Annotated in this window: 18 protein-coding genes; 6 read left to right on the forward strand and 12 right to left on the reverse strand. The window is 60.3% G+C overall.

Annotation, left to right across the window (positions count from 1 at the left end):
- Positions 1–165 precede the first annotated feature (165 nt).
- Together nth and GSQ94_RS03885 are read right to left on the reverse strand one after the other, a co-directional pair.
- Positions 166–921: an endonuclease III gene (nth, locus tag GSQ94_RS03880; RefSeq protein WP_254063638.1), complete on the reverse strand. Its 756-nt coding sequence runs from the start codon at positions 919–921 to the stop codon at positions 166–168.
- A 35-nt stretch (positions 922–956) separates the two neighbouring features.
- Positions 957–1883, reverse strand: coding sequence for an isoaspartyl peptidase/L-asparaginase (locus tag GSQ94_RS03885; protein WP_158942012.1), 927 nt, complete (start codon positions 1881–1883; stop codon positions 957–959).
- 174 nt (positions 1884–2057) lie between these two features.
- On the opposite strand from GSQ94_RS03885, the gene poxB reads away from it, so the two are divergent.
- A complete protein-coding gene (poxB, locus tag GSQ94_RS03890; RefSeq protein WP_158942013.1) occupies positions 2058–3794 on the forward strand; it encodes a ubiquinone-dependent pyruvate dehydrogenase in 1737 nt (578 codons plus the stop codon).
- A 23-nt stretch (positions 3795–3817) separates the two neighbouring features.
- Here the strand turns inward: poxB and GSQ94_RS03895 are convergent, their stop codons facing one another.
- Together GSQ94_RS03895 and greA are read right to left on the reverse strand one after the other, a co-directional pair.
- Positions 3818–4453 carry a CDP-alcohol phosphatidyltransferase family protein gene (locus tag GSQ94_RS03895; RefSeq protein ID WP_158942014.1) on the reverse strand — a complete coding sequence of 212 codons (636 nt, stop codon included), beginning with the start codon at positions 4451–4453 and terminating at the stop codon, positions 3818–3820.
- Between the two features lie 107 nt (positions 4454–4560).
- On the reverse strand, positions 4561–5040 hold the full coding sequence (greA, locus tag GSQ94_RS03900; protein ID WP_158942015.1) for a transcription elongation factor GreA: 480 nt from the start codon (positions 5038–5040) through the stop codon (positions 4561–4563).
- Positions 5041–5328: 288 nt separating this feature from the next.
- Between greA and mltG the strand changes: the two genes are divergently transcribed.
- On the forward strand, positions 5329–6336 hold the full coding sequence (gene mltG / locus GSQ94_RS03905) for an endolytic transglycosylase MltG (RefSeq protein WP_158942016.1): 1008 nt from the start codon (positions 5329–5331) through the stop codon (positions 6334–6336).
- Between the two features lie 144 nt (positions 6337–6480).
- A complete protein-coding gene (locus GSQ94_RS03910; RefSeq protein ID WP_254063639.1) occupies positions 6481–7365 on the forward strand; it encodes an outer membrane lipoprotein-sorting protein in 885 nt (294 codons plus the stop codon).
- Between the two features lie 187 nt (positions 7366–7552).
- Here GSQ94_RS03910 and GSQ94_RS03915 read toward each other — a convergent pair whose 3' ends face one another.
- From GSQ94_RS03915 to GSQ94_RS03925, 3 genes are read right to left on the reverse strand one after another with little or no spacing between them, the layout of a single operon-like run.
- Positions 7553–8602: a Gfo/Idh/MocA family protein gene (locus tag GSQ94_RS03915; protein WP_254063640.1), complete on the reverse strand. Its 1050-nt coding sequence runs from the start codon at positions 8600–8602 to the stop codon at positions 7553–7555.
- A complete protein-coding gene (locus GSQ94_RS03920) occupies positions 8602–8814 on the reverse strand; it encodes a hypothetical protein (RefSeq protein WP_158942017.1) in 213 nt (70 codons plus the stop codon). The genes GSQ94_RS03915 and GSQ94_RS03920 overlap by 1 nt, the downstream gene beginning before the upstream one ends.
- 33 nt (positions 8815–8847) lie before the next feature.
- Positions 8848–9015: a hypothetical protein gene (locus GSQ94_RS03925; RefSeq protein WP_158942018.1), complete on the reverse strand. Its 168-nt coding sequence runs from the start codon at positions 9013–9015 to the stop codon at positions 8848–8850.
- Positions 9016–9059: 44 nt separating this feature from the next.
- On the opposite strand from GSQ94_RS03925, the gene GSQ94_RS03930 reads away from it, so the two are divergent.
- Complete coding sequence (locus GSQ94_RS03930) at positions 9060–9875, forward strand: alpha/beta fold hydrolase (protein ID WP_158942019.1); 816 nt, start codon at positions 9060–9062, stop codon at positions 9873–9875.
- Here the strand turns inward: GSQ94_RS03930 and alr are convergent.
- Positions 9872–11071 carry an alanine racemase gene (gene alr, locus GSQ94_RS03935; protein ID WP_158942020.1) on the reverse strand — a complete coding sequence of 400 codons (1200 nt, stop codon included), beginning with the start codon at positions 11069–11071 and terminating at the stop codon, positions 9872–9874. The genes GSQ94_RS03930 and alr overlap by 4 nt on opposite strands.
- A gap of 168 nt (positions 11072–11239) precedes the next feature.
- On the opposite strand from alr, the gene GSQ94_RS03940 reads away from it, so the two are divergent.
- Positions 11240–12583, forward strand: a complete 1344-nt coding sequence (locus GSQ94_RS03940) for an SGNH/GDSL hydrolase family protein (RefSeq protein WP_158942021.1) — start codon at positions 11240–11242, stop codon at positions 12581–12583.
- 88 nt (positions 12584–12671) lie between these two features.
- Complete coding sequence (locus GSQ94_RS03945; protein ID WP_158942022.1) at positions 12672–13730, forward strand: VWA domain-containing protein; 1059 nt, start codon at positions 12672–12674, stop codon at positions 13728–13730.
- A gap of 52 nt (positions 13731–13782) precedes the next feature.
- On the opposite strand, the gene hpnI is transcribed toward GSQ94_RS03945, so the two are convergent.
- The 4 genes from hpnI to GSQ94_RS03965 form a co-directional block, all read right to left on the reverse strand.
- Positions 13783–14964, reverse strand: a complete 1182-nt coding sequence (gene hpnI / locus GSQ94_RS03950; RefSeq protein ID WP_158942023.1) for a bacteriohopanetetrol glucosamine biosynthesis glycosyltransferase HpnI — start codon at positions 14962–14964, stop codon at positions 13783–13785.
- A 92-nt stretch (positions 14965–15056) separates the two neighbouring features.
- Positions 15057–16304, reverse strand: a complete 1248-nt coding sequence (locus GSQ94_RS03955; RefSeq protein WP_158942024.1) for an ABC transporter permease — start codon at positions 16302–16304, stop codon at positions 15057–15059.
- A gap of 34 nt (positions 16305–16338) precedes the next feature.
- The gene (locus tag GSQ94_RS03960; protein ID WP_158942025.1) at positions 16339–17565 is read right to left on the reverse strand and encodes an ABC transporter permease; all 1227 of its coding nucleotides are present in this window, start codon (positions 17563–17565) and stop codon (positions 16339–16341) included.
- A 418-nt stretch (positions 17566–17983) separates the two neighbouring features.
- Positions 17984–19390, reverse strand: a complete 1407-nt coding sequence (locus GSQ94_RS03965) for a serine hydrolase (protein WP_158942026.1) — start codon at positions 19388–19390, stop codon at positions 17984–17986.
- Positions 19391–19561 lie beyond the last annotated feature (171 nt).

The raw sequence follows: 19561 nt of genomic DNA on the forward strand, positions 1-19561 counted from the left end.
TGTTGCTCCCGTGATGTCAGCGGACTCCGAGCCTCTTGGCGACGGCCCAACCGACAACTTTGATGACGCGATGTTCTACATGAATGACCATTCAGTACGCAAGAGTAAACCGGAAGCGGAGAATTTGATTCAGCAATTCCCTTGTAGCCGCCGCCCGATGGCCTCTTATTTTGTGGGTTTTAGGCGCGCCGCGCTCTTCTTCGCCGTCATTACTAACCGCCCGGCTTTGCCCCTGCTCGAATTGGAGAGCATTTCCGTCCCAGTAAGGCAGAGATCCAGCAGAGGGCACTCGCGACACCTGGGATTGTTCTTCGGACATAGCTGCTGGCCGTGAATCTTGATCAGCGAATGATGTTCATCCAGCATCTCGGCAGACCATTTCACCGGCGCCATCTCCATCAACCGGTTCTCCGTCTCCCGGGCATCCGCGCTCCGCCCCACCAGGCCCAGCCGCTGGGTCACGCGAAGATGGTGGCTGTCGACACAGATGGCACGCCGTCGCAGCGTGCTGAAGTTCACCACCGCTGCGCTGGTCTTCACGCCAACTCCGTCGAAGCGCTCCAGCCACGAACGAATCTTGTCCGTGCGATAGGCCTTCAGAAAATCCAGCGAAAGCGAGCCGCAGCGCTGCGTAATCTGCTCCAGCGCCCGTTTCAGGTTTACCGCCTTAGGCTCAGGAAAGGTTACGGCGCGAATCGCATCTTCGATCTCAGCAATTGAAGCATCACGAACGTTCTCCCAGCCTCTAAAGCGATCCTCGAGGTGCCGTGTTACCGCCACCGAGATCTCCGTCTTTGTGCGCGACGAGAGCAGCGAGTAGATGAACTGCTTCAGCGGATCCCACACCTCACGCTCCGGAGACTGGCCGTAGTAGGCCAGCAGCCGGCGATGAATCTCCTCAAGACGAGTATCGGGAAACAAAGGCGCGGCCAGCATCACCAGTCAATTTTATAGATTCAGGCCTCGTTGCGAGTGACGCCCACCTGTCTCCCTGCAGGCGTCTGCAGACCCCACGCCATGCGCGGCGTATTGTGCGCCATCCCCACGCGGCCATCCGGCCCCAATAGGATGATCCCGCCGTGTCCGCCCAGCCGATTAAACAGATAAGCAATGGCTTCGTGCGCAGCCTCGTCGGGGCTAGCCCCAGCCGCAACCCGATCCACGGCCCACTTTCCCAGCACCAACTTCATAATCGGCTCGCCCCACCCCGTCAAAGACACCGCAGCCGAAAGATTATCCGCATAGCAGCCGCAGCCGATCAGCGACGAGTCGCCAACCCTCCCCGGAGCCTTGTTCAACGTCCCGCCCGTACTGGTTCCCGCGGCAATATTTCCATGTACATCGAGCGCCACCGCCCCCACCGTGTCATGCGACTCAAGGCTTCCGGAGAAAGTCTCATCGGGTAGCCCGGCAAGCTCATCCGCCTGCGCCTTGTAGAGCCTCTCCTGCTCGCGCCGCACCACCAACTCCATGTTGTCGCACAGCTCCATGCCATGCTGGCGCGCAAACCTCTCCGCTCCCGTCCCGACAAAGTACACATGCGGCGACTTGTCCAGCACCAGCCGCGCCGCGCGAATCGGATTTCGCAGCCGCTCCACGCACGCCACTCCCCCCGTACGCAGATTCTCCCCGTTCATCAGCAGGGCATCCATCTGCACCCGCCCATCCTGCGTCAAAAAGGATCCGCGCCCGGCGTCGAAGGTCTCGTCATCTTCCATCACTGCAACCGCAGCCTCAACCGCATCCACCGCGCTGGCCCCTCGTTCCAGCAGCGCATATCCTGCAGCCAGCGCATTCGCGATGCCGGCTTCATGGGCGGCGATGGCATCGTCGGGCATCGCCCACGCACCACCGTGAATCAGGAGAACAGGTTGCATCTTCATTCCCTATCGAGTCTACGGGAACCTCTGGCTTCCACCAACCGCACTACCAACGCTGCACCGCCATGAATTAACAAAACTATTCGCACGCTCACTGCATCTCACCTCTGCTTGAGTTCGTCTTATGCAGCAAACTTCTAGACAAGCCCATCAGCGTGGGTAGATCCGAGGAAACAAATGTCAAAGACCATCGCGGAACTTATGGTCGAGAGTCTTAAAAACGCTGGAGTCAAGCGGGTCTACGGCCTGCCGGGCGACACTCTCAACGGCTTTACCGACGCCCTACGCAAAGATGGCACCATCGAGTGGGTCCACGTCCGCAATGAGGAGGCTGCCGCCTTCGCCGCCGGGGCCGACGCACACCTCACCGGCACCCTCGCCGTCTGCGCTGCGAGCTGCGGCCCCGGCAACCTGCACCTCATCAACGGCCTCTTCGACTGCCATCGAAGCCGGGTTCCCGTCCTCGCCATCGCAGCGCACATCCCCAGCGTCGAGATCGGCTCCAACTACTTCCAGGAGACCCACCCCCAGAACCTCTTCAAAGAGTGCAGCGACTACTGCGAGATGGTCGGAATCCCCGAACAGATGCCGCGCCTGCTCGAAATCGCCATGCGCACCGCCATCAACCTCTCCGGCGTCGCCGTCCTCGTCATGCCGGGCGACGTGCTCCTTCACAACGCGCCCGATGATCGCAGTGTCCTCCCGGTCAAAAAAGCCCAGCCCATCATCCGCCCCAACGACGATGAGCTGCGCGAAGCAGCCGCAATCCTGAACGCCGGAAAAAAAATCACCATCCTCGGAGGGGCCGGCTGCAAAGACGCGCACGCTGAGATCCTCTCCACCGCCGACGCTCTCAAGTCCCCCATCGTCCACGCTCTCCGTGGCAAGGAGTTCCTCGAGTTCGACAATCCCTTCGACGTCGGCCTTACCGGCCTCATCGGCTTCAGCTCCGGCTACCATGCCATGGAAGACTGCGATGTCCTGTTGATGCTCGGCACCGACTTTCCTTACACCCAGTTCTTCCCCAGCCATGCCAAGGTCATCCAGGTCGACCTCCGCGGCAACAACATCGGACGCCGCACCAAGGTTGACCTCGGCCTCGTCGGCTCCATCAAAGACACGCTCTCCGCGCTGCTTCCCCTCCTCGAAACCAAAGCCGACCACACCCACCTCGACGCCCGAACAAAGGACTACAAGAAGGTACGCGAGGGCCTGGAAGAACTCGCCGGAGCAGATAACAACAAGACTCCCATCCATCCCCAGTACGTCGCGCGCCTCATCGATGAGCTCGCCGCAGACGACGCCATCTTCACCTGCGACGTCGGCACACCCACCGTCTGGGCTGCGCGTTATCTCACCATGAACGGCAGCCGCCGTCTCCTCGGCTCCTTCAACCACGGATCCATGGCCTGCGCCGTCCCCCAGTCCATCGGTGCGCAGTGCGCCTTTCCCGATCGCCAGGTCGTCACACTCTCCGGCGACGGCGGCCTCGCCATGATGCTCGGCGATCTTCTCACCCTTCGCCAGCTCAAGCTGCCGGTCAAGATCGTCGTCTTCAACAATGGCGCCCTCGCCTTCGTCGAACTGGAGATGAAATCCCTCGGCATCGTCACCTACGCCACCGACCTCGACAACCCTAACTTCGCCGCCGTCGCCAACGCCATCGGCATCCACGGCATTCGCATCGAGCAGCCCAACGATCTCGAGTCCGCCATGCGAACCGCCTTCGCAACACCAGGCCCCGCACTCGTTGAGGTGATGGTGAATCGCCAGGAGCTCTCCATGCCGCCGCACATCAGCTTTGCGCAAGCCAAAGGCTTCTCACTCTGGGCAGCAAAGAGCATCCTCAGTGGACGCGGCGACGAGATCATCGACCTCGCGAAGACCAACGTCCTTCAGCGCATCTTGTCATAAGATCTCAGCCCACTCGCCAGCGGCTACTTCGCCTGTGCGATCAGCTTCCTGCGCTCGGTCTCAAGGTACGTATACCGTATCCGGTGGATCACCGTCAGCGTCGCAAACAGCGCCAGCACCCACAGCGCCGGAGCCATCACGCCCCATCGGTTGCACAGCGCACCCAGGATCACGCAAACAATACGCTCCGGCCGCTCCATGAAACCAACTTTGCACGTTCCAATCAGCGCCTCGGCCCGTGCGCGGGTATAGCTCACCATCACACACGCTGTCATCACGAACGCCACCAGCCCCACATAAAACAGCCGGTTGCCGCGCGCGTAGTAGATCAGCAATCCAAAGAAGATCGCGACATCCGAGTAGCGGTCCATCACCGAATCGAAGAACGCGCCGAACACCGACACCTGGTTCGTCTTCCGCGCCACGCGCCCATCGACCATATCGAAGACGCCCGCCCCAATAATGATCAACCCCGCGTACATAAACATGCGGTTCGCGTTACTAGGCCGCGCAAATCCAAAAAAGCAGGCGGCAATAATGTTGATTACCAATCCAATGAAGGTCAAGGCATTAGGGGAGATACGGGTCAGCGCAAGGCCGTTCACGATCTTCTGCAGCAACCACCCGCTGCCTTTGCCGAATGCGCTTGTCCAGGTCAAAAAACTCATCCTCCGGGGAAAAGCCCGTTTTTTACCGCTTCCCGTTTTTACCGTTCCTTGTTATCACATCGCCAGCATGGCACGACGTGTGCTCCGCATGGGAAAATCTACTCTTCCGCAGGGGCATCGTGAATCGTCAGCAGCTTGAGAATCTCAAGTTCGCGCTTGCCGTTCGGCGTAACCACCGTAGCGCTATCGCCAACCTGTTTGCCCAGCAACGCTCGACCGATCGGTGAGGTCGTCGAGATAAGCCCTTTGGACACATCGGACTCTTCGCTCGTCACCAGCTGATACTTGATCTCTTCATCCTTGCTGGAGTCGAAGACCGTCACGCGCGAGCCAAACCCAACCTTGTCATTGGGAATATTGACCAGGTTCACCATGGCCAGCTCGCCCATCCGCTTCTTCAACTGGCCCAGACGGGCGTTGACGAAGACCTGCCGCTGTTTGGCCATGTGGTACTCGGCGTTTTCACTCAAGTCGCCCAGTGCGACGGCTTTCTTGATCTCCGCAGGGAGTTCGGTGGTCAGTTCGTGCTCCAACAACTTGATCTCTTCTGCGAGCCTCTTTTTTACTTGTTCTGGCATGGGGCCTTCCGGATGATACTGGCGAGCGCGCAACCCTTCGCGCGGCAACGCATTGTGGTCAAAACTCGATTATACGATGCCGCCCGAGCAAAACCACCTGGGAGAGTCCACTCACCCAGGTCGAGACACCGGTAACCTTATCTTTCGAGCGATGACGTCTAGTCACGAACTTGAGTCCGCCAGTCGAAAGGCCGCCGCGCCGCCGTAAAATGAGAGCGGACGCCGTGCGCTGAAGCAAGCCTGGCCACCCCTGAAATCCTGAGCCCTAAGCCCAAACGGAGGCACGCATTGAAGTTTCTCGGTACCCTTCTGCTGCTTCTGCTCCTCGCCGCAGCCATAGCGGCCGGCTTCCTCTACCTCCCCTACGGCCCCTCCACCGAGACCTTCCTCGACATCGCCCCAGGCACCGGAACTGAATCCATCGCCACCCAGTTGGAGCATAGCGGCCTCATCAGCAGCCGTTATGGCTTCTATCTCCTCCGTCTCAAGCGAGGCGGTATCCTCAAGGCCGGCGAGTACCGCTTCGACCACAAGGCCCCCATGACCGAGGTCTACGAGCGCCTGGTCCACGGCGATGTCTTCACCCGCGCCCTCACCATCCCCGAAGGCTTCAACATCTTCGATATCGCCCAGGCAGTCGAGGCCGCCGGCTTCGGCCCACACGACGCCTTCCTCGCCGCCGAACGCCAGCACACCGAACTCATCGCCGCCTGGAACACCGAAGGCCCGCCCCCCGCGTCGCTTGAGGGCTACCTGTTCCCCGACACCTACCACTTCTCCCGCCACGCCACCCCGGTCCAGATCCTCTCCGCGATGACCCGCCGCTTCCACCAGGTGGCCTCTCAGATTGGCCTCACCAGCGATGTGCCCCAAACCCTCATCATGGCCTCGCTCGTCGAGAAAGAGGTGAGTCAGGACGCCGAACGGCCCCTCGTAGCGGGCGTCTTCGTCAATCGGCTGGCCAAAAACATCCCCCTTGCGACCGACCCCACCGTCATCTACGCGGCTCTGCTCGACGGACGCTGGCGCGGCACCATCTATGCCTCGGACCTCCAGTCGCCCTCACCCTACAACACCTACAAACACGCTGGTTTGCCGCCGGGCCCCATCGCCAACCCCGGCCTCGCGGCTCTGCGAGCCGCCATGCGCCCCGCTCGCACTGACTACCTCTACTTCGTCAGCGACGCCTCCGGCCATACCCGCTTCTCTGCCACCCTCCAGGAGCACGCCCAGCAGGTCCAGGCCTACCGCCAGGCACAGAAGACCCAGCATCCCGCAGCCGCGGTTACCCCTTAGGCAACTGCCGTTTAGCCATCGATTTTCAGAAGCGCATCGGAACCTGCCAACATCCAACACGTATACGAAATAGTTGAAAGTTGCCGCGTTACGGCCTGAGTACAAGGAACCGAGCCGGGAAAGATATACTTGAAGTTTGTGTTCATGAGGATACGACAGGCGGTGGCGGTAGGAATCATTGGGCTGGCTCCGGCATTGACCGGCTGCCTGACCCACACCCGCATCGTTCCCAAGACGCGGCCCGCCGACGTCGTCCTTAACGCCGAACTGACCCAACTCCTCAAGGACGTCGATACTCGCTTCGATGCCGTTCAAACCATGAATGCGAGCGTAGAGATCGTCGCCACCACTGGTGGCGGCAGGCAGGGCAAAGAGACCCAGTACCCCAGCTTCAGCGGCTACATCTTCCTCAGAAAGCCGCAGGATCTCCGCGTTCTCCTCCGCGTCCCCTTTCTGGGCTCTGTCGCGCTCGATATGGTCAGCGACGGCAAGACCTGGAAGCTCTGGGTCCCCAGAAAAAACCTTGCAATGACCGGCACCAACGAGGTCACGAAACCCTCCGCCAATGGGCTTGAGAATCTCCGCCCCATCGTCTTCTTCGACTCTCTCCTCATCCATGGTTTAGGTCCCGACCAGATTGTCTCCCTCACCCAGGACACACGGGTCATAGCGAACGAGAAAAACAGCAAAGACCTCATCGAAGAGCCGGACTACGACCTCGAGTTCCTAGCCCAGCCGCAGGGCCAGACCGCCCATACTGTTCGCGTCATCCACATCAGTCGCGGCAATCTGCTGCCCTATCAGCAGGACATCTACGGCCCCGACGGTACCGTCGTCACCCGCGCCTTCTACAGCAACTACCAGAAGTTCGGCGATACGCCGTTCCCCATGAAGATCGAGATTCGCCGCCCCCAGGACCAGTACATCCTGACCCTCACCATCACCAAGCTCACCCTCAACCAGAAGCTCGAAGACGATCAGTTCGAACTCAAGATCCCCGACACCGTCCCCATCAAAAAGATGGATTAGAGTTGTACTTTTTTTCGGGCGTGGCCGGTAGAGGTTTTTACAGGGGTTTTTGCAGAAAACACGTGTTTTGACATGGTGTTTTGGTGGTGTAGATGTGGTGGAATGCGTGGTAGATGTGGTGTCTTAGCAACCACTTTTTGGACGACGAAAGATACGCCACGCTTTTCAACTATTTTTTTTCGTGCGGCTAGAGTCCGGCGCGCTCGGCGTGCACCGCGATCGCCTCGTTGATCTCAAGCGCGAGCGCCAGTGCATCCCTTCCATCCTCACCCGAGACCACAGGCCGCGTGCGCGTGCGCACAGCCTGCAGAAACGCCTCGATCTCCAGCCGCAGAGGCTCACCCAGCTCCACCGCGACCTTCTTCAACGACAAGCCCGCCGACGGATGTCCGCCCGCCTGCTGCGCCCTCTCGGCCATCGCAGCGAGCATCGCAGGATCCATCCCCGCAGCCGCCGTCACGTCGATCATCAACAGATCCTGACGCGCAAAGTCGAGCGAAAGATACTGATACGGCTGAAAGAATCGCAGCTTCCTCACCCGTTCGGTACTCACGCGGCTGGCCGTGAAGTTGGCGATGCAGCCGTTCTCGAACTCCACCCTTACATTCGCAATATCCACCTTGCGCGAGAGCACCGGCAGGCCCACCGCCCGCACCTCGCGCACCGGCGAAGCCACGAGGCTCAACACAATATCGAGGTCATGGATCATCAGATCCAGCACCACATCCACATCCAGCGAACGCGCCGTAAAGATGCTGAGCCGGTGCGCCTCAAAGAACATCGGCTTATTCAGATGCTGCCGCGCCGCGGTGACCGCAGGGTTGAACCGTTCCAGGTGGCCCACCTGCACGATGCGCTCGTGCTTCCGGGCAAGCTCAAGAATCAAGTCAGCATCCGCAAGACTTGCAGCCAGCGGCTTCTCGATCAACACATCGACCCCGGCCGCAAGCAACGCCGCCGCCGCAGAGGCATGATGCACCGTAGGCACGCAGACCGACGCCGCATCCAGTTGTCCAACCGCAGACAGGCAAGCCTCGATCGTCTCGAACCCCGGCACACTGAACTTTTCAGCAGCCGCAGCTACAGCAGCAGCATCGCGATCGACAACCCCAACAAGCTCGACCGCCTGCCCAGCCTGCTCAAGCTCCTTCAGCACGCGCAGATGATTCCGTCCAAAGGCGCCGGCCCCCACCACCGCCACGCGCAGCGACTGCGTCCGTGCCTCTTCCTGTGCCACTACTTCTTTGCGACCGGAGCCTCGACCGCCTCACGGCAGCGGGCATACAGCTCCAGCAGATGCGTTACCTGGTCCTCAGCCTTCGGCGAAGTCGGCAGGCCGAACCCGGTGGAACCGGTAGATTTGCTTCCGACATTGGCCTGTGAAGCAACGAACTTGAGTAGATCGAGCGCGATGTCTTCCGTACGGCGCGCTGCGGTATTGGATTCCATGAAGTGATTCCTCTCGTTTCTCTTAGCCTGATGTTAACGGCCCGCAGGCCATGCACGCAAATGCCGCCCCATCCGCTTCAACACCTCCCCATCGAAACACCAGCCACCCAACACCTCACTTCGGGCGGTGCCGTCTTCGCCTTCGTAAAGACGGCCTTCGGGCTCCGACGCGAGAGCTTCGCTAACCGTCGAACTCTGCAACAGGGTTAGACTGCTCTCACAACTACGAACCGACGGAGACCCGAGTGGCAGTCTGTGATGACGATCTAACCCAGTTCGAAGCAGAAGGCGCCGCGCCTCTGCCAACCCCCGATGATCAGGGTTACGTCGACAATGAAGGAGCTCTCATCTGGTTCTCCACCTATGGCTCCGGCACGCCTGTCATCCTGCTTCACGGCGGCTTCGGCCACAGCGGCAACTGGGGATACCAGGTTCCCGAACTCGTCAGCGCAGGCCATCGTGTCATCCTCATCGACAGCCGTGGACACGGCCGCAGCACACGCGACGCACGCCCCTACACGTACGAGCTCATGGCCTCCGACGTCCTCGCAGTCATGGATACGCTCTACGTCGAAAAGGCCGTGATGATCGGCTGGAGCGATGGCGCATGCATCGCCCTCATCCTCGCAGCCCAGCACCCACACCGCGTCGCCGGCGCATTCTTCTTCGGCTGCAACATGGACCCCAGCGGTCTGAAGCATCTGGCACAGCCCACTCCAATCCTCATACGCTGCTTCTCTCGACACGCCAAAGACTACGAGCAGCTCTCAGCCACGCCAGATGACTTCCACGCCTTCGTGGCCGCCGTTCGCATTATGATGACCACGCAGCCCAACTACTCCGCGCACGACCTCTCCCGCGTCAGCGTCCCCGTCCTCATCGTGCAGGCCGAGCACGACGAACTCATCAAGCTAGAACACGCTGAATATCTGGCTGAAAACATCCCGGACGCAAAGCTCCTCCTGCTGAAAGACGTCAGCCACTTCGCGCCATTGCAGCGGCCACGTATCTTCAACGCAGCCGCACTCGCCTTCATCGACGAGGTTCTTCCCGAAGACTAACCCGCTCGCACTCCACAGCGATGCCCCGCCTGCACGCCGCAGAGAATCTCATACGCAATCGTGCCTGCAAGCCGAGCATGATCGTCCGCCGTCACTCCGTCGCCCAGCACCACAGCCTCGTCACCCAGCGCCACCTCTCCAACTCCCGTCACATCTACGATCGTCAGATTCATCGACACGCGACCCACAATCGCCGCGCGCTGCCCTTTGACCATCGCCCACCCCCCCTGCCGCGCATTGGAGGCAGAGAGCTCCCTCCGCAAACCATCTGCATATCCCACCGAAAGCAGCGCAAGCCGCATCTTTCGGTCCGCAGTAAAGATCCCGTTATAACCCACGGTGTCGCCCGCCTCGATCTCGCGCAGCCCGATCACCCGCGTCTTCCATGTCATCACCGGCTGCAACGTCTGCCGCACCGCGTTCCTTCCGTTGCCCTCAATCGGCAGGCAGTAGCCATAGAGCGCAATCCCGGTCCTCACCATCGGCTTCGCACCCACGCCCTCCGCCAGCGCACGCAACCACGCCACGTTCCCCTCATTCGAAGGATTGTCGACGGTCGACGAGTTCCCGGCATGGACCCACTCGGGATGCAGTCCCGCTCCTGCAATCGCAGTCATCGCCTGCTCGAACCTCTTCCGTTGCATCGCAGTCTGCACTGAGGCCGCAACCTCCGACGAGGCAAAGTGCGTCATCACGCCCTCGATCCGCACTCCGGCCTGATCCTTCGCCCACGCCAGAAGCGCGTCCAACTCCGGGCCGGGCGTCACTCCCTGCCGCGCCATCCCCGTATCAACCTCCAGGTGGACCGGCATCGCCTCATCCCCATAACGGGCCGCCGCGTCGGCGAGCCACTCCATCTGCTCCCGCTGCCACACCACCGGCGTCAGGCCGCAGCGAATCATATCCTCGCAGTCCTCCCGCAGAAGACCGGACATCACCAGAATCCTGGGCTGGCGCTCGTGCACAATCCCAGCCGCAGCCAACGCCTCGCGTACCGCGACCCCCTCAGTGACATCCGTGACGCCCAGCCACTCTGCACCCGCGCGCGCCAGCACCGGAGCGCAAATCGCCGCCCCATGCCCGTAAGCATTGGCCTTCACCACCGCGAGCACAGCAACCCCGCCTCCAGCCGCACTCTGCAGCAGCCTGTAGTTGCCCGTCAGCCGCTCTTCGGAAACCTCCACCCAGCTCTTCACATCACTATCCTATCCGCGCAGGCACGCCACGCAGATAGCTCCGCAAATACCTCTTATTCCCCATCGCACCCCGAGTGTGATACAAAGCCACGTCTGAAGAAAGCACACGTGCCGCGACTCCACCCGGGGTGCGCGTCGTTACCAAGGGGTTCGTCCGTCGCCATGAAAATGAATACTCGTTCAGTCCTGCTCCACTCCAGCCTCGTCGCCGCCCTCGGCCTCCTCGTCGCAGGCTGCTCCAGCGGTAGCAGCTCCAACCCGCTCGCAGACCTGCAGGCCGCGCAGGCCAAGAACGTCGGCAACTTCTCGAACACTGTCTTTCTCGGCGACTCCCTCACCGCCGGCTTCCAGAGCGGCTCCCTCCTCGATACCACCCAGGTACACGGGTGGGCGCCAGTCCTCGCCACTCAGGCTGGCTTCAACATCGTGCAGCCGCTGATCGCCTTCCCCGGCGCACCCAACGTCCTGCAGCTGGTCTCGCCCGGGCCTCCGCCGGTCATCACTACCGCCCCCGGCACCACCACCGGCCGCGACAACTTTGCCACCCAGGTCACCGACCTTGCCGTCCCCGGAGCGCTGCTCAACGACGTGATGAACACTGTCCCATTGGTCAATCCCGCCCCCGGCCAGCAGCAGCTCAACCAGCTCGTCCTCGGCTTCCCCGGTCTAGGCTACGGACAGGCCTACAGCCAGGCCACCTTCGCCGTGAAGGCCCAGCCCACCACCATCTTCCTCTGGATCGGAAACAACGACGCCCTCGTCGCCGACGAGACCGGCATGCCTAGCAGCATGACCTCGGTCGCCAACTTCACCTCGCAGTACCAGGCCCTCATCACCCAACTCACCACCATGACCCCCGCGCACCTGATCATCGCCAACATCCCCGACGTCACCAAGGTCCCCTATCTCACCCCCGCAGCTCTCGTCCTCGGCGAGGTCTCCGCCGAAACCGGCCTCCCCGCCGCCGAACTCAGCGCCATCCTCGGCATAGTACCCGGCGACCTCGTCAACCCCACCGGCACCGCCGAAATTCCCCTCATCCTGGGAGGCATCCAGAAGGGTCCAATCGACGACGCAGGCGTCCTCTCCGCCGCCGAAGTCGTCGCCGTCCAGGCCCAGGTCACCGCTTTCAACGGCGTCATCGCCGCGCAGGCCAAGGCCGCCAACGCCACCCTCGTCGACATCAACGCCCTCTTCAACCAGGTCACCACCAACGGTCTCACCATCAACGGATTCACCGGCACCTCAAGCTTCCTCGGCGGCTTCTTCGCACTCGACGGCATCCACCCCACCAACACCGGTTATGCAGTCGTCGCCAACACCTTCATCGACGCCATAAACGCCGGAACCACCACCACCAAGATCGCCGACATCCCACTAGGACCCATCGCAGCTGCCGACCCGTTCTGGCCGCCAAACCTCGCCGCGCAGTTCGCCCCCACCGCCCGCCCCAGAATCATGCCCTCCAACGCAGGAAACCACATCGCCTCTCTGTTACGCCCAAAGAACTAAACCCGGCTGCAGTGATCTGCTGCTGGCTCGTACCTTTTTGCTGGCACTCTCGTGCCAATAGGCCGCTGAATCGTCTAACTTAGACGCGATGAAGTCCACGATCCGCAAATCCATTGCTCTCGTCGGTGTTTGGAGTTGCGCTGCGTTTGCGCAGACGACGCTGCATACCACGACGACCCTTGTGGTTGTGCCGACGCTGGTGCAGACCCCGGACAAAGATCTGGTGTTCTCGCTTCAGGCCGAGGATTTTGTGCTGACCGACGAGGGAGTGCCTCAGAAGGTGACGCTGGAAGAGGAGGCAAAACGGCCTCTGTCACTGGTGGTGCTGATCCAGACGGGTGGGGATGCGCGCGGGCAGTTCCCGAGTTATGCCCATCTCGACACCATGATTGCTGAGCTGCTTGGCGAGGCTCCGAACGAGGTGTCGATCGTGAACTTCGACAGCCAGCCGGAGGCCGCCTCTCCTTTTACGACAAACGTTGCGGAATGGGCCGATGCGATCGATCATCCTGATGCGGGGGATCGAGGGGCGGCGATCTTCGACGGCCTGGCGTATGGGATCGACCTACTTCAGAAGCGGCCTGCGGGGAATCGTCGTGCGATTCTTCTGGTCAGCCAGGAGCACGATGTGGGGAGCAAGACGAGCCTAAAGGAAATTGTGCGGGAGCTGGGTGAAACCAACACTGCGATCTACAGCGTGACGTTTTCGGCGGAGAAGACTGCGGCGCGAGAGGCCTTCAAGAATCCGGGGCCTTCAAATAGACCGATTATTGTTGGAAATGTAACGCCACCTACAGTTGGAACTTACCCGAAAGGCGGAGACACGGGAAGCCCCGCGGAGTTGAAGGCGTACTTCAACCTGAGCGAGCCTCTGCGTTTGATCCTCGGTGCGATGAGCAAGAACACGTCGGCAGAGGTTGCGACGTTGTCCGGTGGCGAGTGGAGCAGCTTCGATAACGCGCAGGAGTTGACGCAGGATCTTGGCGTTCTGACGAATCATCTTCACAACAGCTATGTGTTGAGTTTTACGCCGACCTCTTCGGAACCTGGGTTGCATACGATCAAGGTTCGGCTGGCTCATCATCCGAAGCTGCTGGTGTCGGCACGGAGCAACTATTGGGCTTCTGGGCCGTCGACTCAGAGATGACAAACCATCGTCGCCACAGAAAGCTCGAAGACTACCGCCGCACACGGGACGATTAAGGCCGCACTGGATGGACCGGAGTAATCCGTCCATCCCGCAGAGCAAACAGCTCACCCCGCCACACCACCGTATCTCCCGCGAAGCTCCACGCCCAGAATCCCAGTCCGAAGAAGTCCCGCACAGGCAGCAGCCACAGGTCGCGCAGCACCTGCTCATCGCGCAGCACACCCACACCTACCGAAAGCGCTACCGCCACCCGCGCCAGCAGCACCACGCTCAACAGCGAAAAGCTCCACAGCGCGAACCCGCTCGCGACACACGTCATCACTGCCCACGGCACCGCATACGTCACGCCCAGCCCCAGGTATCCCAGCTTGCGCGAGTCCCGCGTCGACCGCGACCACCGCAGCTGATGATCCTTGAAGCCGCCGTAGTGATACTCCGGCACCGTCGTCTCCACCACCTCGTTCGAAAGCTCCACGCGATATCCCGCCGCAGCAATTCGCGCGCCCATCTCGTAGTCATCGGCCAGATACTCCGTCAACGGCTCCAGCCCTCCCACCTTCGCCAACACGCTCTTGCTGGTCGCCAGCGTCGAACCCAGCCCGAACCGAATCCCGCCCTCCAGCTTCCTCGCCGTCAGCACTCCCGGCAGAAAGTCCGTCGAGATCCCCAGCGCCTCCAGCCGCGACCACACCGTCCTCCCCGCTCCGCCTTCCGTCGTGCGCCCAATGTAAGGAGCCGTCACCATCCCCACCTTCGCATCCGAAAAACACTGCATCACCCGCGCCAGGTACAGCGGAGACACCCGAATATCGCTGTCATTAATCACCACATACTCATAGCGAGCCTCGCGCAGCATCTGCACCAGGTTGCTCACCTTGCCGGACGTACCCAGCCGCTCCGGACACTCCATCAATCGGATCGCGCACCCTGGAAACTCCGCCTTTAGCCGCTCGATCTCGCCCACCGCCGGATCGTTCAAGCTGCCCACGCCGAAGATAATCTCGAACTTGCCGGAGTATTGCTGACGGCAGTGGCTCACAAGCCCCGCATACATGCGCTGGTCCACGCCCTTCACCGGCTTCAGAATCGTCACATCCGGCGTGTACCCCACCTCCACGCTCTTTCGCCGCCAGTAGTGCGCAAAGTCCCGCGCTCCCCACAGCGCCAGCAGCGAATAGGCGAGCCCCGCAAGGGTCAGCAGTGTTGTGATCGCCTCAATGGTTGTGGCCATCACACTAGTCTATCGGCACTCGTTGGTCGAAATCATCTTCCTCGCGACCAGCGGGAGCGCCGACCGAAGGGATATACCCGTCACGAAGTGACCTACTCATAGCGCAGCGCTTCAATCGGGTTCAGATTCGCAGCCTTCCACGCCGGATAAATCCCGAACACCAGCCCAATTCCACAGGAGCAGAGAAACGCCGTCAGCACCCATCCCGCCGACACCGACGACGACAAAATGTACTTCAAGCCAAACGCCAGAATGCTCCCCAGCATGATCCCGATCAACCCGCCCAGCGCGCACAGCGTGATCGCTTCCAGGGTGAACTGCATCAGGATAATCCGCTTGGTCGCCCCTATCGCCTTGCGCACGCCGATCTCGCGCGTCCGCTCCGTCACGCTCACCAGCATGATGTTCATCACGCCCACGCCGCCCACCATCAGGCCCACCGCGGACAGTCCGAACATCAGCAAAAACAGGCTTCCCGTAATCTGATTCCACAGCCGCGTAATCGAGTCCGCTCCAAAGATCGCGAAGTTGTCGTCCGCCTCGTTATGCACCTTCCGCCGCCGCCGCAACAGGTCCGTCATCTCATCGATCACCAGCGCCTTGTTCTTCTGGTCGTCGAACTTCACACTCACCCAGTAGTCCAGCACCTCGGGATGCAGCTTATGAAACGTCGTGATCGGAAAGTAGGCGAAGTTATCCTGGGGGTTCTTCCCCCCGCCGAACGCAGCCTTCTGCTTCTCGAGCGTCCCCACCACCGTGAAGGTCAGGCCCTCGATCTGAACCTCTTTGCCGATCGGATCCTGTTCGCCAAAGAGATCCTCCGCCGTGTCATGCCCCAGCACCGTCACGTCTGCGGTACGATCCTGGTCTCCCTGGTTGAAGTAGCGCCCCTGGTGAATGTCCCAGTCATACACATCCTTCGACGAAGCCGTGTCCCCCTCCAGCGAGACGCTCTCCACCTTGTGCGTCCCCCACTTCGCGGTCACACTTCCGGCGTTGAACTGAAAGTTCTGATACCGCAGCGAAGGCGAAACGCCCAGCACGTGCGGTAGCTGCGCCAGCGCATCCGCGTCCTCCATCGTCAACTGCTTCCGCGTCAGCATCTCGGTGGTAGGACGAACCCCGATCACGGGAAAGCGAAACACCCACAGAACATTGGTGCCCATCGCCTCCACCATGCCGGAGACCTGGCTGTTCAATCCGTTAATCACCGAAGAGATCGTGATCACCGTCATCACGCCGATCACGATGCCGAGAATCGTCAGGCCCGAGCGCAGCTTGTTCGCGCGCAGTGTATCCAGCGCCATCCTTACCGCTTCTTTCTGATCGCTGATGTTCATCGAAGCCTCCTAAGCATCGGGCCGAAGTTTCTACCTATGTATCTGCGCGCAGCGCGACGATCGGATCCAGCTCCGCAGCCTTGCGCGCCGGATACACCCCAAAGAAAATCCCTGTACTGGTCGCGACCAGCAGCCCGGCAAAGATGCTCCAGATTGCAATCGACGAGGGAAATCCAAGCAGCAGCGTCACCACCTGCGCCACGGCCATTCCCCCGATGACACCAATCAGTCCGCCCACCAGCGCCATCGACGCGGACTCGATCAGGAACTGTGTCAGGATATCTCCGCGCTTTGCCCCCAGCGCCTTCCGCACCCCAATCTCGCGCGTCCGCTCCGTCACGCTCACCAGCATGATGTTCATAATCACAATGCCGCCCACCACCAGCGAGATCCCCGCGATCGCAACCGCCACCGCCTCGAACCCCGAGCTGATGCTCTTCCACAACCCGACAAACGTATCGCTCGTCTCCAGCGTAAAGCTGTCATCCTCACCCGGCCTGTCATGCCGGCCCGAACGCATCAACTGGCGCGCCTCGTCGCTGGCCGTCTCCAGAGCCTGCGCGCCGGCGCCCGCCTTCGCATAGATCGTCAGCGTCTTCGCCGTGCCATAGGTCTTCTGGAACGTCGACAGCGGCACCGCAACCCAGTTGTCCTGGCTCTGCCCCAGCGTCTTTCCCTGCTTTTCACCCAGCCCGATGATCGTGTACGGCACACCGTCCACCCGAATCTCTTTCCCAATCGGATCGTCGCCGCCCAGCAGGTTCTCCTGGATATCGGAGCCGATCAGCGCAACATGCGAGGCGTGGTCATCGTCGGTAGGGGTAAAGCCGCGCCCCTGCACGATGTTCAGGTTCTGCATCTCGGGCATCGACCACGTGTTGCCCCGAATCACCGTATCCGTACTCGACTGCGTCCCATAGACAATCTTGCCGGTCGAGGTCTGTTGCGCCCCGACATCGGAGCAGTGCTTGCAATTGGCAGCGATATTCTCGTAATCGGGCAGCAGGATGTTCTTGCGCTTCTGAAACTGGCGGTACTCGTCGTAGCTGGTGATGATCTGAGGCTGCTTGCTGATGGTGAACACATCGGCGCCGTACTTGTTCACTTTGCTCGCAACATACACGTTCGCGCCGTTCACCAGCGTTACCACCGCAATCACGCTGGCCACGCCAATCACCACGCCGAGCAGCGTCAGAATCGAACGCAGCTTGTTCGCCCATAACGACTGCAGCGCAATCTTGATCGCTTCCTTGAACTCCATCGGCCTTGCCTACCTTAGGTACGCTTGAGAGTACCAGCGGAACGGCCGCAAAGCGAGACTCAAGCTGGTCCAGGCTAGTCTTCGATACGCATTCCAGAGAAGATTTGTTCACACGACCCGACGAGATCGCAACCGTCGAAGGCTCTAGCAGATTAACTCCCGGACTTCAGGCCGCTGACATTTTGGCGTGGGGAATCAATCGCCAGAATACCGCCAATGAAGGAAAGGACGGGATAGCCCTTGCTTATATTCTTCGGCAGATCATACGTTGCACATGGAAAGAATTCGATGAAGCGGCTCTCCTAAAAGAGGCTTACCTAGTCAAGGCAATTACCTGATGCTCGCGCGGCACCTGCATGGTGAGCCAAGGCGCAGACTTTTCACACCCGTCAACGCGTGATACTTTACGGCCCATCCTTCAGCGGGACGATCCGCAGTCTCCCGGCGCTTCTCTAGAAGCACGCGTAACCGTGCCTGTACTCACCAGGGCATCGATGGTTTTCGGCAACACCGTCAACGGGAAAGTGCTTTGGTGAACGTTGCTGTTGGCCACCATCGTGAGCACAACGTCATATTGCGGCCAGTAGGTAAACACCACCCGATCCGCGTACGTCTCGCCTTCGTAGTACCAAATCAAACCCTTGAACTGGCTCAATGAATAATTCTGGTCCAGGCCGAGCCCAAAGCCCTGGGGACAGGCGGCGTTCGTGACCGGAATCGGAAGCCCGGTCGCGGTCGATACCAAACTCTGCATTTCCTCTAGCTGGGCCTGCGGCATCACGCGTCCCGCAAACAATGCTCGATACCATAGTGCGAGATCGCCCATGTTCGAGATGATGCCTCCCGCAGGGCCAGCCCACGACATGTTTTCTGCGCGCACATCTTTCCCAATATGTGGGGCAAGCGGGCTAGTTGGGGGCGGCGTGTAGTCCGGCGGCCTACACCCTGTTTGATAGGTAAGACAACTTGGGTCATTAAAAAATCCCGCCGGCATGCGTTCAAGCACGAAGCGCGGCGTTTCCCCGTAGTAATAGTAGGTGTTCGTCAGGTTCAGAGGTTTCAGTATCATCTTTTCCAGCGCCTCCTTATACGGCACCCCTGACGCCTTCTCAATGATCAGGTCGGCGAGAAAATAGCCCGTGTTGGTGTAAGACCAGCCGGTGATCGGCACATAGTTGGGCAGCTGCACCCCATCGTCCGGATTCACGGAAGCGATCAGTTCTCTGGGCGTGAACTGATAGTGCAGATCGAGCAGCTTCTCCGCGACTGTCACCGTTGAGTCGTAATCCGGAATGTGACTCGTCATATTCAGCAACTGCCGGATAGTGATGGACTTCCATGCCGTGTATTCCGGAAGCCAATCGCCCACCGTTTGATCAATGTTGAGCTTGCCCTCAGCTTCCAATTTGAGGATGAGTGCAGCCGTGAAACTCTTGGTGTTGCTGCCGATCTGGAACAGCGAGTCGGGCGTCATCGGCCGTGGATGCGGCAAGCCATCGTTCCCGGCGGACACTGAGATGACCTGCCGACCATTATCCAAGCTGACCTGCATCTGAATTCCGGTAATCTTTTCCGTTTGGCCTTGCTGTGCGAGGTAATCGTCGATGATCTGTTGCAACTGCGTGGTCACCGGCTCATCTGATGCCCATGCCGGCGCGCAGCAAATGCTGCCGGCAATCAAGAGCACACCGATACTCATTGTCTTATGGCGCATGTCAACTCTCCCCAATTGCGGGTTTTGCCGCTGATGATCTTTAATGCAGATCGAAGGATGCTGCAGGAAAAACTTCGTTTCCTGGCAGCCGGTCGGAACTTGTACATTCACTTGAACAATCGTTGCGTGCCTGACAGATGGTGGTGCGATTGTAAGCGTTTTTCGCGGCTCGCGAACCCTATCATTATTGCAATTTGGTAACCAGTCCGCGCGAATAGCAAGAGGGCGATATCACTTTTACGATTACGAGGATTCATGGCAATTGGATGCCTCGCCGCTCTT

This window comes from Granulicella sp. S190 (assembly GCF_009766095.1).
GTDB lineage: Bacteria > Acidobacteriota > Terriglobia > Terriglobales > Acidobacteriaceae > Edaphobacter.

Bases quoted from the DNA above. Each gene is read 5' to 3' on its own strand.
- GSQ94_RS03885 (WP_158942012.1), bottom strand. From the start codon at position 1,883: ATGAAGATGCAACCTGTTCTCCTGATTCACGGTGGTGCGTGGGCGATG.
- poxB (WP_158942013.1), top strand. From the start codon at position 2,058: ATGTCAAAGACCATCGCGGAACTTATGGTCGAGAGTCTTAAAAACGCT.
- greA (WP_158942015.1), bottom strand. From the start codon at position 5,040: ATGCCAGAACAAGTAAAAAAGAGGCTCGCAGAAGAGATCAAGTTGTTG.
- GSQ94_RS03910 (WP_254063639.1), top strand. From the start codon at position 6,481: ATGAGGATACGACAGGCGGTGGCGGTAGGAATCATTGGGCTGGCTCCG.
- GSQ94_RS03920 (WP_158942017.1), bottom strand. From the start codon at position 8,814: ATGGAATCCAATACCGCAGCGCGCCGTACGGAAGACATCGCGCTCGAT.
- GSQ94_RS03940 (WP_158942021.1), top strand. From the start codon at position 11,240: ATGAATACTCGTTCAGTCCTGCTCCACTCCAGCCTCGTCGCCGCCCTC.
- GSQ94_RS03945 (WP_158942022.1), top strand. From the start codon at position 12,672: ATGAAGTCCACGATCCGCAAATCCATTGCTCTCGTCGGTGTTTGGAGT.
- hpnI (WP_158942023.1), bottom strand. From the start codon at position 14,964: ATGGCCACAACCATTGAGGCGATCACAACACTGCTGACCCTTGCGGGG.
- GSQ94_RS03955 (WP_158942024.1), bottom strand. From the start codon at position 16,304: ATGAACATCAGCGATCAGAAAGAAGCGGTAAGGATGGCGCTGGATACA.
- GSQ94_RS03960 (WP_158942025.1), bottom strand. From the start codon at position 17,565: ATGGAGTTCAAGGAAGCGATCAAGATTGCGCTGCAGTCGTTATGGGCG.